Origin of the sequence: Haladaptatus sp. QDMS2, assembly GCF_029338295.1 — an archaeon.
In the GTDB taxonomy this organism is placed as follows: domain Archaea; phylum Halobacteriota; class Halobacteria; order Halobacteriales; family Halococcaceae; genus QDMS2.
In genome coordinates, this window is record NZ_CP119791.1 from 1,424,893 (window position 1) to 1,438,436 (window position 13,544).

The following is a 13,544-nucleotide window of genomic DNA, read 5'->3' on the forward strand; positions in this document are numbered from 1 at the left end:
CAGAGATGAGAGGGGCCATCGCAGTAATTTTCGTACTTCTGGTCGCGGCGGTCACACCGGGCGTCGTGGCGGCGCAGGTCAGAGGTTCTCCCGACCTCGAACTATATCTCTCTGACAATCGCGTGACGCCAGGGGAGGAGACCGAGCTCTCCCTTTCGATTCTGAACACGGGCGACATCGACACCGGCGGCAACCCGGCGAACGAAGCGCGGGTGACGACGGCGCGCGGGACGACCCTCGAAGTCCGCGAGGGTGACGCCCCAATCTCGGTGAAGACCGGGAAAATCGCGGTCGGGTCGGTTCCTGAAGGGACGACCGGACCGATTCCGTTCTCCGTCGTCGTAGATGAAGACGCCGAACCGGGGACGTATACCATACCGGTTCGCGTTTCCTACACGCACACGAGTCAGATTTCCGAGCGCGAACCGTTCGTCCAGCAAGAGCGCAGCGTCAGCGAGACGCTCGAAGTCACCCTCGTGGTCGAAGACGAATCACGCTTTGAAATCCTCGGCACGTCGAGCGACGTGGCCGTCGGTGACTCCGGAACTGTCACTATGCAGGTCCGAAACACCGGCAATGCACCCGCGAGCGACGCGACGATTTCCGTCCAATCGCCCAATTCCGACGTGACACTCGGTGCGGGTGCGCAGGCCGCAGAATCGTACGTCGGGTCGTGGGCCGCAGGCGAGACAAAGGAAGTTACCTACCGGGTGAACGTCGCAGAGGAAGCCGAACGCCGGACCTACTCGTTACAGGCGACCATCGGCTACGACAACGAAGAAGGCCAGGCCCGTGAGGCCGGTCCGCTCGCGACTGGGTTCGTTCCGAGTGGGGCACAGGAGTTCGAAATCGGGAACGTAGAGAGTACCCTGCGGGTCGATTCTGAGGGCACCATCAGCGGAAAGGTCGCGAACACGGGTGACGTGGTCGCGGAGAACGCTGTGCTCGTCCTCGAAACGCAGACGCAGAACCTGAACCCCGTCGAAACGGAAGTGGCTCTCGGCACGCTCGAACCCGGTCAGGGGGCCGACTTCGCCTTCGACGTGGAAGTCGGCTCAGAGGCGAGTGCGGGTCCACGCCAGTTCACCTTCCGCCTCGAGTACCGCAACGAAGAGGGAGAAAAGCGCCAGAGCGACCCGCTCGACACCCAGGTAACCGTCGGTGAGAAACAGAAGGAGTTCACCGTCCAACCGGTGAACGCGACAGTCGAAGCAGGCAGTGGGACGACGCTCGAAGTCACCGTGACCAACGACGGCGACGAACCGCTCACCGACATCTCCGCGAAACTGTTCGCAGACAGTCCCCTCTCGACGAGCGATGACGAAGCGTTCATCCAGTCGCTCGGCCCCGGCGAGTCGGCGACCATCAAGTTCGCCGTGAGCGCCGATGGTGCTGCCCTCGAAAAGGACTACCCTGTCTCCATGGACTTCCAGTACGACAACGCACGGGGCGACACGCTCCTCTCTGACACCTACCAGGTGGCGGTGCAGGTGGAAGAGCCCGAAGACGGCGGCCTCCCGGTCATCCCAATCGCCGCGGGCGCAATTCTGGTCGCCCTCATCGGATTGTACATCCTCTATCGCAGACAATAATGGACACGAGTCGCTTCCTCGACTGGGCCGACCACCTCATCGTCGACCGGTCGTTACAGGTCGTGTTTGCCTTCCTCGTCATGACGGCGATATTCGCCGTCGGACTCGGTAACGTAGAGACGGAAGCGGGCACCGAGCAGTTCGCAGAGGAGGTTCCGGCCCAGGAAGCACTCGAATCGATCAACACGGAATTCTCACCGACGTTTTCGACGGGCGGCGGGAGTACGCAACTCATCCAAACGGGCGAGAACGTCGTCTCGAAACAGGGGATGTTGCGGATGCTTCGCGCCCAAGAGCAGATGAGCGAGCGCGAGTCGCTGCGTGTCGCCCAGACGTCGAGCGCCGCGGCCATCGTCGCTCAGACGATAAACCCGAACGCGACGACGCTCGAAGCCCAGATTCGGACGATAGAACGCGCGACGCCCAGTGAGATTCGAACCGCCGTGCGAACCGCGACGGAGCGTCCCGGCTTTACCGGGCTGTTGAGCAACGACTTCAATCCGAGCCAGCCCTCCGCCTCCGCGACCATCGCCGTCGTCCAGCACAACCTGCCTATCGAGTTCAGTCAGGGAGCGGGGACCGGCGGTGCCGACCCGCTCACGAACATCCAACTCCAGATGCAGCGCATCGCAGACCAGCAAGGCGGTGACATCCGCGTGTTCGGCAGCGGCATCATCTCGGACGAGTTCTCCTCGGTCATCTTCGACTCGCTCATCATCGTCATCCCCGCCGCCGTCGTGTTCATCGTCTTCTTCCTCATCTTCGCCTACCGCGACCTCGCGGACCTGCTGCTCGGGGTGGTTTCGCTCGGAATGGCCATCGTCTGGACGTTCGGATTCATGGGTCTCGCCGGCATCTCATTCAACCAGATTCTCATCGCCGTCCCGCCGCTGTTGCTCGCCGTAGGTATCGACTTCGGGATTCACGCGGTGAACCGCTATCGTGAGGAACGCGTGGAGGGCAAGGAGATAGACGAGTCGATGTTGCTCACGACCGACCAGTTGCTGGTGGCGTTCTTCATCGTCACGACGACGACGGTCATCGGTTTCATGTCGAACCTGACGAGCCAGCTGCTCCCCATCCGCGACTTCGGCATCGTGGCGAGCGTGGGTATCATCTTCACGTTCTTCGTGTTCGGCATCTTCCTTCCGGCGGCGAAGGTGTCGCTCGACCGCGCCCGAAAGAAATACCCGATTCCGACGTTCAGCCAGACGCCGCTCGGGCAGGAAGGGTCGCGTCTCGGCCGAGTGCTGTCGGGTGGGGTGTTCATCGCGCGGCGTGCGCCGCGAGCGTTCCTCGTCCTCATGGTGCTGCTCAGCCTGGGGTCTGCCTACTACGCCACCGGCATCGATACCTCGTTCACACAGGAAGAGTTCCTGCCGCCGGAGGAGACGCCAGTCTACCTGTCGAGTCTGCCAGAACCGTTCAAGCCAAGCGACTACACCATCGTCGGGACGCTCAACTTCTTAGAAGACAACTTCGAGGCGAGTCAGGACAGTTCTGTGACCATATACATCGAGGGGGCGATGGAGAGAGACATCGCCCTCGAAATGATACACCGTGGGGCGGTTGACCCGCCCGACGCCTTCATTCGCGATGGCCGACGGGCGGAGGGGACGAGCATCGTCACCATCGTCCAGCAACGCGCCCAGAGTGACCCCGACTTCGCCGCGCTGGTCGCCCGCAACGACCGCGACGGCAACGGCATCCCCGACGACAACGTGGACGAGATTTACGACTACCTGCTCTCCTCCTCGTCACGTGCGGAGACGCTTCGCTACCTGAGTGAGGACCGCCGGAGCGCGCGGGCCGTTTACTCGGTGAAGTCGAGCGCCTCACAGGAAGAAATCGCTGCCGACGGCGAAGCGCTCGCGACCCAGTTCCGCTACACCGCGACGGCGACGGGCGGAACCATCGTGTTCCAGGCAATCTCCGACCTCATCTTGCAGTCGGCCATCGTGAGCCTCGCCGTCGCCCTCGGGGGGACGGTCATCTTCCTGATGTTCATCTTCTGGTTGTTAGAAGGCCGGGCCTCCCTCGGCATCGCGAATGTCGTGCCCATCGTCATCACCGTCGCCATGTTGGCGGGGACGATGCGCTATCTCGGCATCTCGTTTAACGCCTTCACCGCGACCATCCTCGCGATTACCATCGGGCTGGGTATCGACTACTCCGTCCACGTCGTCCACCGCTTCGTTGACGAACTCGAAGAGCAGGGCGCGACCATGCCCGCACTCGAACGGACGGTCCGCGGGACGGGCGGGGCGCTCACCGGCAGCATGTTCACCACCGTCTTCGGGATTGGGGTGCTGTTCCTCTCTGTGTTCCCGGCCATCGGCCAGTTCGGGACGCTCACGGCGCTCTCCGTCGTGTACTCGTTCATCGCGTCGATGGTCATTCTGCCCTCGACGCTCGTCGTCTGGGACCGCTACTTCAACCGGGGGATGCCGACCGAAGCAACAGCTCCGAAAGGCGTGCCGGCAGACGATTAAGTGTCGAGCAACGGGGAGAGACCCCACACCGCGGCGATTGTCGAGGGAACGAACGCGAAAATTGCCGCCGCCATCTCTATTGGCTTGAGAAACTGGTCAGTCATGAACGGCCCACGGAGGAGTAGCCACGAGGCGTAGAGGGCGATACCGAGGGCAACCGACCCGACCAGCAATCGATAATACTGGGTTTTCATCGTCGTTTGCTCGTTTGGAAATTCCGACAGTTACCAGTACTGTCGGGAGAGTTGGTAATGAACTTTGTCCCACCTATCTCCAGCGTTTCTGCAAGTCGTGGAATTGCGAGAGGTCGTGGCCGAACAGGACCGTGGCGTCGTGCTGGCGTTCGAGTTCGCGCACCCGGTAGAGACTCTCCTGCCACGCCTGATTGCTCCAGAGAAGACTCGTCGCCATTGGCCAGGCCTGCTCGTAGTTCTCCCGGAGATACACCTCGTCGCCCGCGACGATGACTGACTCGTCGGCTGTGTGGACGAGCGCCCCGAGCAGGCCGGGCGTGTGGCCGGGCAGATGGTGGAGTTCGACGCCGTCGAACAGGGTGTGGCGGTGGCCTCGGACGATTTTCCAGTTCAGATCGTGGTCGAAGTCGCTCGCGAGGTAGGCCACCGAGCCCTCCTGGGTCTTCGCGCTGAAGTAGGCGAAGGGAATCTCGTCGCGGTGGACGTAGATTGGCGTCTCGCTTCCAGCGAAGTGGTGGAGGCCGCCTGCGTGGTCCAGGTGGAGGTGGCTCATCACGACGGCGTCGATGTCTTCGATACCGTAACCGGCGGCGTCCAAGTCGTCGTCGAGTCGGTGGTTCGCCGGGTCGTCGGGTTTGAACGCCTGATAGAGCGGCGGCGGCCAGTAGCCCGCTGCGGCGTCGTGGTGGGGGCCAGTGTCCCAGAGAATCGTGGCTTCGGGGTGGTCGATGACGAGATTCCAGACCGCGAAGTCGTCGTAGGCGAGTTCGGGGTTCGGTTCGTCCGCTGTTCCCACGACGTAGCCGTCTAAAACGAAGTTGAGGTCCGCACTGATGGTGCCGCGGTCGACGAGGGTGAGCGAGGGTGCTCCCATGGCTCCCCTTAGGGCGCAGACAGGAAAAACTCAGCCCTGACGGTAGATGAGGTTTCGCTGGACGGCGTTCGCCCCCTCGTAGATGACCGGAATCCGCACGTCTCGGTAGACGCGGGCGATGCGACGCTCTGAGAGCACCGAGCGGCCGCCGTGTAGTTGCATGGCGCGTTCTGCGACCTCGACTGCGGTCTCGGTCGATTTCGTCTTGGCCATCGCCGCCCAGAGGCCGGGGCGCTCTCCCTCCGCGACCTTGTCAGCGGCGCGCCAGTTGAGCGAGCGGGCCGCCTCGAACTCCATTCGCATGTTCGCGAGGTCGTGCTGGACGGCCTGGAACTCGCTGATGTCGCGGCCGAACGCGCGACGGTCGTGGACGAAGTCCCACGCCTCCTCGATGGCGGCGGCGGCGAGGCCGAGGCCGTGGCCGCCGACGATGATGCGGCCGTGGTTGAAGAACTCGGCAAGCATGTAGAAGCCAGCGCCCTCGAAGCCCACGAGGTGGTCCTCGGGGATGCGGCAGTCGTCGAGAACGATGTGGCCCTGCTTCGAGGCCCGCATGCCCATCTTCTCGGGGATGTGCTCTGCCTCGTAGCCGGGTGCGTCGGTTGGCACGATAAACAGCGAGTAGTTGCCGTAGCGGTCCTCCCCGTCGCCGGTTTTCGCGTACAGGGTGAGCCAGTCGCCTTCGACGGCGTTGCCGACCCAGTATTTCTCACCGTTCAGCACCCACTCGTCACCGTCTTTTTCGGCGGACGTGGTCATCCCGGCGAGATCGCTTCCGGTGTCGGGTTCGGAGACCGCAAGGCCGGAGATTTGCTCGCCTTCGGCGACGGGACGGATGAACTCCTCTTTCTGTTCTTCGCTGCCGTATTCGTAGACGAGTTCGCAGCCGAAACTCGCCAGTTGGAGGGTGAGTGCGATGCCGGCGTCGGCTTTGAAGAACTCCTCGCCGATGGCGAGCATTTCGTGGAGCGACAGGCCGCGACCGCCGTACTCCTCGGGAATGTCCTGGGCGACCAGGTTCGCCTCTTGGCCAGCCGTGAGGATTTCCCACGGATACTCGCCGCGTTCGAAAGCCTCCGCAGCGTTCGGTTCGATGTACTCTTCTGCGAAGGCGCGAGCTTCCTCCTTCACACCGCGGGCGTGCTCGGGGACAATTCGGGCATCGAGTAAATCCATACGCCCTCTTGGGATGCCATCCTATTATATTCAGTCCCGGCCTTGTTTGGCGTTACATTCATCCAGTCACCGGTCCGAGTTAGCATATGGCACTGGCTACGCCAGTGGCGCAGATTCGAGGAGGCGTAAAATGACTCCCGTGGGGTGGGACAGGAACGACATGCCCGGGATGGGCGAAAAGACCGTCGTGGTGACTGGCGCGAACAGCGGCCTCGGCTTCGAGGCGCCGCGAGCGGTGCGCACGTCGTCCTCGCGTGTCGAAGCCGCGACCGTGGGGAGGAGGCAATCGCCCGAATTCGAGCGGGATAGCCAGAGGCCTCGCTCGAACTGCTGGAACTCGACCTCGCGGACCTCTCTTCGATTCACGGGTTCGCAGAGAAACTCACGACCGCCCACGACAGACTCGACATCCTCGTCAACAACGCGGGCGTGATGCACCCACCTCGGCGCACCACGGCGAACGGGTTCGAACTCCAGTTCGGGGTGAACCACCTCGGACACTTCGCGCTGACTGGCCTCCTGTTGCCCCTGCTCTCGAACGCGCCCGGTACCGCACGCGTGGTGACAGTATCCAGTCGGTACGCTTGGAGTGGGGACATCGACTTTGCCGACCTTCAGAGCGAGGACTCTTACGACCGCTACGCCGCCTACGCACAGAGCAAACTCGCGAACGTCCTGTTCGCCGTCGAACTGCACAGCCGTCTGGAGGCGGCTGGCATCGACGTCGAAAGCGTGGCCGTCCATCCGGGATGGGCGGAGACGAACCTGTTCGACTCGCTGGCCACGCCCGCGTCGGTCGCCGAGTTCGGGTATCAGGCGATGCTCGACGGGAAGGTGGTAGCTGTGCCGCGCGGCCAGCGCCGCGTTCCCCTCGCCGCTCGTTTCCTCCCCCGGTCTACGTTGCTGAAACTCTCTCGTGACCCGATGGAGACAGAATAGTTGACAAATCGACACGACCGGGTGATTCATTTGAATGGAGCAGCAAGCCAGTCATATGGCAAGCCGTAGCATACGAAACGCCATCCTGTTCGGGCTGGCCTTCGGCTATTTCGCCGCATTTGCCCTGAGCGGGGTCGTGTGGTCCGTGGTTCCGAACCCGCTCTCCTTCTACGTCGTTTACGCGGTCGTGTTCGTGTGCAGCGTCGTCGCCGCGCTCTGCGTCCAACGTGACGGGAAGGAATCGAACAAAGACGACGTGTGGGATGCCATTCCCGACTGGCAGTACAGCGGTCGGCACGCCGAGTCGGGTGGCATCTCGCGGAGCGAACAGGAACGAGCGATTCGAGACATCGAGCGACAGGCCAGTGAGCGCGAGCAACGCTGACAGAGTTCTCACGCGCACGAAAGAGAGTACTAGTTTGTTGCCTCAGCGACGTGCCAGGAGGCCCTCGTAGATTGCCGCCGCGGGCGCGGGCGGGTCGAGCGCCGCGAGTTCAGCCTCGAAATCGAGTGCCGTGAGTGCCTCGTGGCCGGGCTTGTTCGCGTAGATGAGCGCGTAGTAGAGGTAGTTCGCCCTGAGCAACCAGACCGCGCGGTCCGCACCTGCCGCGTCAGTGACGTAGAACGTCGTCCAGCCGGCGTCCGGAAACAGATGGTGGGGGCCGGTGAGGCGTGCTTCGACGAGGGCGTCTCGGAGGCGCTTTGGGTACGGAATGTCGGTCATGCCGTTTCGGTGGATGTGACCGATTTCTCGACCAGCGAGCTGGAATTCGACGCCGCCAAAGCGGTGGGATTCAGCGGTGACACCGGGCCACCCGGTGACGGTTTCGAGGATGGACGCGAGCGGCCCATCGAGGTGGGGGCTGGAGGTTGCCATGAGTATAGAGAGGCGCGCTATGGCATTAACGGCGCGTGGGGTTGCAGCCGCGATACGTTTTTCATTAATCGTGGTGAATATACACTGACACGCGTGGGGTACCCACGTCGTGGGGGATTTACCATGGCAGACAAACCGCACCAGAACCTGGCCGTCATCGGCCACGTCGACCACGGAAAAAGCACGCTCGTCGGACGCCTCCTCTACGAGACGGGGAGCGTCCCAGATCACGTCATCGAACAGTACCGCGAGGAAGCCGCATCGAAGGGGAAGACAGGATTCGAATTCGCCTACGTGATGGACAATCTCGCCGAAGAGCGCGAACGCGGTGTCACCATCGACATCGCCCACCAGCGGTTCGACACGGACAAGTACTACTTCACCATCGTGGACACGCCGGGCCACCGCGACTTCGTCAAGAACATGATTACCGGCGCCTCGCAGGCCGATAACGCGATTCTCGTCGTCGCCGCAGACGACGGTGTCGCGCCCCAGACCCGCGAGCACGTGTTCCTCGCCCGCACCCTCGGGATTGAAGAACTCATCATCGCCGTCAACAAGATGGACGTCGTCGATTACTCGGAAGACACCTATCGAGAAGTCGTAGACGAAGTGAAGAAACTGTTACAGCAGGTGCGGTTCCGCTCCGAGGACGCGACGTTCATTCCGACCTCGGCGTTCGAGGGCGACAACGTCTCCTCGCAAAGCGACAACACGCCGTGGTACGACGGCCCGACGATTCTGGAGGCGCTGAACGCGCTCCCAGAACCGCAACCGCCCACCGACGCTCCGCTTCGCGTCCCAATCCAGGACGTGTACACCATTTCCGGCATCGGTACGGTCCCCGTCGGCCGTGTCGAGACGGGGATCCTCAAAGTCGGCGAGAGCGTGACGTTCATGCCCTCCGATGCGACTGGTGAAGTGAAGTCCATCGAGATGCACCACGAGGAAGTTCCCGAGGCCCGCCCCGGCGACAACGTCGGGTTCAACGTCCGAGGAATTGGGAAGGACGACATCCGCCGCGGTGACGTGGCCGGGCCGTCTTCCGACCCACCGAAGGTCGCAGAGACCTTCCAAGCGCAAATCGTCGTCATGCAACACCCGTCGGTGATTACCGCCGGATACACGCCGGTTCTGCACGCCCACACCGCGCAGGTCGCCTGCACAGTCGAATCTATCGACCAGAAAATCGATCCCGCAAGCGGCGAGGTCGCAGAGGAGAACCCGGACTTCATCAAGGCCGGTGACGCCGCCGTCGTGACGATGCGACCGCAGAAACCGCTCGTCGTCGAGCCGTCCTCGGAGATTCCCGAACTCGGCTCGTTCGCGCTGCGCGACATGGGCCAGACCATCGCGGCCGGCAAAGTGCTCAAAGTCAACGAGCGCTGAGTCTTTCGTTTTTGCGGCGAATCACCACGACAGCGAGAGGGTAGCGTGCGGTTCGAGCACCGACTGCCGAAGGGACCCCGGTATTTGCTAGCAAAAGGTATAGGCGTCGAACACCATACCTCTCCCGTGGGAAAGGACGACTTCAGTTCGATACTCAACCTGCCAGACGACTTCGGGCTCGGCGAAGACCTCGCTCGAAGTGAACAGCAACTCCGCATTCGCACGGAGAGCAGACGCTACGGCAAGCCCGTCACCATCATCGAGGGCTTCGATTCGGCGATAAACCTGAAAGAACTCGCCTCGACGCTCAAGAAGAAACTCGGAACGGGCGGCACGGTCGAGGACGGCACCATCGAACTCCAGGGCGACCACCGCGACCGCCTCCCCTCCCTGTTAGAAAACGAGGGCTTCACCGTCCTCAAGTGAACAGGGGGTCGTGAGCGGACGCGCCGGAACGCGTCGATTTTTTCGTGTGACAGTCCCCCATTGGAGGAGCGGACGCGCCTGCGGTGTGGCAACCAATGGGCCTAGCGCGTGTTAATATAACATAAGGTCATTAATATTATGTACTGGCGCTCGTAAGGGGGTAATCAATGGTGTGAAACCCCGGGGCGACCGCCACCTTCTTCGGCAGTTGCCCGTGGGTCCCCCACGCCGGGCAAGATGCGCCTCCCAGCGTAGTACGAGTCATGTCCACGACACTACCCAAAGACCAAGAGGAGACTGACGAAGTGACAGACCAAGAACCAGAAACGGCGCTCGCCACCGCACGACGCCAGCTCAAGCAAGCGGCAGCACACCTCGACATCGACGAGAACATCGTCGAGCGGTTGAACCATCCAGCCCGCGTCCACCGCGTGGCCGTTCCCCTGGAGCGCGACGACGGCAGCCTCGAGGTATTCACTGGCTACCGCTCCCAGCACGACGCCGTTCGCGGCCCGTACAAAGGTGGGCTCCGCTTCCACCCGCACGTCACCGAAGACGAGTGTATCGGCCTGTCGATGTGGATGACCTGGAAGTGCGCCGTGATGGACCTCCCGTTTGGCGGTGCCAAAGGTGGCGTCGTCGTGAACCCGAAGGAACTCTCCGACGACGAAAAGGAGCGCCTGACCCGGCGGTTCACCCAGGAACTGCGCGACTCAATCGGCCCGATGCAGGACATCCCTGCCCCGGACATGGGTACGGACGCCCAGACGATGGCGTGGATCATGGACGCCTACTCCATGCAGGAAGGCGAAACGACGCCCGGCGTCGTCACCGGCAAGCCGCCGGTCATCGGCGGGTCCTACGGTCGTGAGGAGGCTCCCGGTCGCTCCGTCGCCATCATCACGCGCCTCGCGTGTGACTACTACGACATGCCCCTCTCCGACACGACGGTCGCCGTGCAAGGCTTCGGGTCTGTTGGCGCGAACGCGGCGCGCCTCCTCGACTCGTGGGGTGCGAACGTGGTCGCGGTGAGCGACGTCAACGGCGCAATCTACGACCCCGACGGCCTCGACACCCACGACGTGCCGACCCACGAGGAAGAACCGGAAGCGGTCATGAAGTACGACACGCCACAGAAACTCGAGAATCACGAACTGCTCGAACTCAACGTGGACGTGCTCATCCCCGCCGCCATCGGTAACGTCCTCACCGAGGAGAACGCAGACAGGGTGAAAGCCGACCTCGTCATCGAGGGGGCAAACGGCCCAACCACGACCGGTGCCGACCGGATTTTCGAAACGAAGGGTATCCAGGTCATCCCCGACATCCTCGCGAACGCGGGCGGTGTCACCGTCTCCTACTTCGAGTGGCTCCAGGACATCAACCGCCGTCGCTGGTCGTTAGACCGCGTAAATGAGGAGCTAGAGACGGAGATGAACACGGCGTGGGAAAGTGTGCGAGAAGAGTTCGATTCGCGCGACGTGTCGTGGCGCGACGCTGCCTACATCGTTGGACTCAAGCGGATTGCTGAGGCGCATCAGGCACGCGGTGTGTGGCCGTAACGCCGGGTTCCACGACTCGAATCCGATAGAACGCGGTGAATTTTACGAATTCTCGTTCTTCGAGGTCGCCGATGAGCTTCGGCGCCAAATCTGTTCCCCGCGCTTCCCCCTCGAGCAACCGCGGCAAGACACGCTGTTCCGCCTCTGACAGCTGGTCGTAATCGCAGACGGTTGCGTCGACGGGGAGGTTCTCCCGACGTTCGATGACGATTTTCAACGACATAGTACGTATGCTACTCGTTAACAGTCTACATACTCGTATATAATGATTGCGGCTAGAAAATATCTGAAAAGCGGTGGGAATCCCTACTCCGGGGCGGCGTCCTCGGGCGTCGAGCCGTCGAACACGGACGAGTCTGCGTACTCGTCGCGCAGCACCTTCTTGTCGAACTTCCCGGTCGCCGTCTTCGGAACCTCGTCGATGAACATGACGTCGTCTGGGACCCACCACTTCGGATACTCGTCCTCGATGAGCGCGAGCAAGTCGGCTTTCAGCGACTCCTTGTCAACGCCCTTCGCTGGGACGACGAACGCAACCGGGCGTTCCTGCCAGCGCTCGTGGGGAACGCCAATGACGGTGGCCTCTGCAACGTCATCGTTGGCCATCAGCGTGTTTTCCAGTTCGACCGAGGAAATCCACTCGCCACCGCTCTTGATGACGTCCTTCGCGCGGTCGACGATCTTCATGTAGCCGTCTTCGTCGATAGTGACCACGTCGCCCGTCTTCAGATAGCCGTCCTCGAAGTCCTCCTCGTTGGCGTCGGGCCGCTTGAAGTACTCCTGGGTCACGGTCGGGCCACGAACCCAGAGTTCGCCGAAGTCTTCGCCGTTCCACGGCACCTCGTCGCCGTCGTCGCCGACGACTCTGAACTCGATGCCGGGGACCATCAGGCCCTGCGTCTTGCGCTTTGCCATGTACGTCTCGTCGTCTGCGTCTTCGAGTCCGGCTTTCATGTGGGCGACCGAGCCAATCGGCGACATCTCGGTCATCCCCCACGCGTGGAGCACCTCGATGCCTTGGTCTTCGAAGTAGCGAATCATCGCTTCGGGGGCCGCAGAGCCACCGATGATGACCTGGTCGAGCGACGAAATGTCTGCGTCGTTCTCTTTGAGGTAGTCCATCAGGCCGAGCCACACCGTCGGCACGCCGGCGGTGATGGTGACGCCCTCTGCTTCGATGAGTTTCGCGAGGTCTTCCGGGCTTGGCGATGGGCCGGGATAGACGTGTTTCGCGCCCGCGGCCGTCGTCGAGAAGGGAAGCCCCCACGCGTTGACGTGGAACATCGGGACGACGGGCATCAACACGTCCGAGTCGTCCATGCCGAGGCCCTGCGGCGTGAGCGACATCAGCGTGTGCGCCCAGAGCATCTTCTGTGTGTACTCGACGCCCTTTGGCTTGCCCGTCGTCCCCGAGGTGTAACACATGCCCGCTGGCTGGTCTTCTGAGAGAACCGGCCAGTCGTACTCCGTGTCGTGGCCCTCGATGAACGACTCGTAGTCGACGACGTTGTCCAGATTCGTGTCCGGGACTTCCGAGTCCATGACGATGAACTGAGAGACGCCGTCGAACTCACTCGCGCCCGTCGCTGCACCTTCGAGCTTCGGGAGCAGGGAGGCGTCGACGAAAATCAACTGGTCGTCTGCGTTCTCGACGATGTACTGGATGTGTTCGTCGGGGAGCAGTGGGTTGATGGTGTGGAGTTGGGCACCGACGGTCGGAATCCCGAAGTACGTCTCGAAGTGCCGGTGGTGATTCCAACAGAAGGTGGCGACGCGGTCTCCTTGCTCGATGCCCGCCGCTTCCATCGCATGAGCAAGTTGCGCGGTCCGCCCGGCGAACTCAGTGTACGTGTAGCGCTCGATACCGCGATTCGTCCGGGAGACTATTTCCCGGTCGGGATACATCTTTTCTGCGCGCCACAGGAACGGTCGAAGGGTCATGTCTGTTCCGCCTGGCATACGTCATCAACAGTGCCGCCTCCTTATGATTCTTGTTACCACGACACCAGTGCCATCGCGGCGC

The 13,544-nt window shown here is 62.3% G+C and carries 11 protein-coding genes and 1 pseudogene; 7 read left to right on the forward strand and 5 right to left on the reverse strand.

The genetic code is table 11. From position 1 onward, the window contains the following. Positions 1-5: 5 nt before the first annotated feature. A complete protein-coding gene (locus tag P1M51_RS07790; RefSeq protein ID WP_276247640.1) occupies positions 6-1,592 on the forward strand; it encodes a COG1361 S-layer family protein in 1,587 nt (528 codons plus the stop codon). Continuing rightward, the gene (locus P1M51_RS07795) at positions 1,592-4,084 is read left to right on the forward strand and encodes an RND family transporter (RefSeq protein WP_276247641.1); all 2,493 of its coding nucleotides are present in this window, start codon (positions 1,592-1,594) and stop codon (positions 4,082-4,084) included. Before P1M51_RS07790 ends, P1M51_RS07795 begins: the two co-directional genes overlap by 1 nt. Here P1M51_RS07795 and P1M51_RS07800 read toward each other — a convergent pair. The 3 genes from P1M51_RS07800 to P1M51_RS07810 all read right to left on the reverse strand — a co-directional run bounded on the left by P1M51_RS07800 (position 4,081) and on the right by P1M51_RS07810 (position 6,328). Beyond that, entirely contained in the window at positions 4,081-4,278 is a 198-nt protein-coding gene (locus tag P1M51_RS07800; protein ID WP_276247642.1) for a hypothetical protein, read from the reverse strand. The genes P1M51_RS07795 and P1M51_RS07800 overlap by 4 nt on opposite strands. A 73-nt stretch (positions 4,279-4,351) precedes the next feature. Beyond that, positions 4,352-5,152, reverse strand: a complete 801-nt coding sequence (locus tag P1M51_RS07805) for an N-acyl homoserine lactonase family protein (RefSeq protein WP_276247643.1) — start codon at positions 5,150-5,152, stop codon at positions 4,352-4,354. A gap of 30 nt (positions 5,153-5,182) precedes the next feature. Next, positions 5,183-6,328, reverse strand: a complete 1,146-nt coding sequence (locus P1M51_RS07810) for an acyl-CoA dehydrogenase family protein (protein ID WP_276247644.1) — start codon at positions 6,326-6,328, stop codon at positions 5,183-5,185. Between the two features lie 130 nt (positions 6,329-6,458). Here P1M51_RS07810 and P1M51_RS07815 point away from each other — a divergent pair. Beyond that, positions 6,459-7,096 (forward strand): annotated as a pseudogene (locus P1M51_RS07815) (SDR family NAD(P)-dependent oxidoreductase); the annotation flags it as partial. 226 nt (positions 7,097-7,322) lie between these two features. Further along, positions 7,323-7,652 carry a hypothetical protein gene (locus tag P1M51_RS07820; RefSeq protein ID WP_276247645.1) on the forward strand — a complete coding sequence of 110 codons (330 nt, stop codon included), beginning with the start codon at positions 7,323-7,325 and terminating at the stop codon, positions 7,650-7,652. Positions 7,653-7,694: 42 nt separating this feature from the next. On the opposite strand, the gene P1M51_RS07825 is transcribed toward P1M51_RS07820, so the two are convergent. Further along, on the reverse strand, positions 7,695-8,144 hold the full coding sequence (locus tag P1M51_RS07825; RefSeq protein WP_276247646.1) for a luciferase family protein: 450 nt from the start codon (positions 8,142-8,144) through the stop codon (positions 7,695-7,697). A 123-nt stretch (positions 8,145-8,267) separates the two neighbouring features. Between P1M51_RS07825 and tuf the strand changes: the two genes are divergently transcribed. The 3 genes from tuf (at position 8,268) to gdhB (ending at position 11,521) form a co-directional block, all read left to right on the forward strand. Further along, positions 8,268-9,533 (forward strand): translation elongation factor EF-1 subunit alpha, encoded by a 1,266-nt coding sequence (tuf, locus tag P1M51_RS07830; RefSeq protein ID WP_276247647.1) that lies wholly within the window; start codon positions 8,268-8,270, stop codon positions 9,531-9,533. Between the two features lie 126 nt (positions 9,534-9,659). Next, positions 9,660-9,959 (forward strand): stress response translation initiation inhibitor YciH, encoded by a 300-nt coding sequence (gene yciH / locus P1M51_RS07835; protein WP_369685093.1) that lies wholly within the window; start codon positions 9,660-9,662, stop codon positions 9,957-9,959. Positions 9,960-10,222: 263 nt separating this feature from the next. Then, the gene (gene gdhB / locus P1M51_RS07840; RefSeq protein WP_276247648.1) at positions 10,223-11,521 is read left to right on the forward strand and encodes a glutamate dehydrogenase GdhB; all 1,299 of its coding nucleotides are present in this window, start codon (positions 10,223-10,225) and stop codon (positions 11,519-11,521) included. A 306-nt stretch (positions 11,522-11,827) separates the two neighbouring features. Here gdhB and P1M51_RS07845 read toward each other — a convergent pair whose 3' ends face one another. Next, positions 11,828-13,480 carry a long-chain fatty acid--CoA ligase gene (locus tag P1M51_RS07845; RefSeq protein WP_276247649.1) on the reverse strand — a complete coding sequence of 551 codons (1,653 nt, stop codon included), beginning with the start codon at positions 13,478-13,480 and terminating at the stop codon, positions 11,828-11,830. Positions 13,481-13,544: the final 64 nt, after the last annotated feature.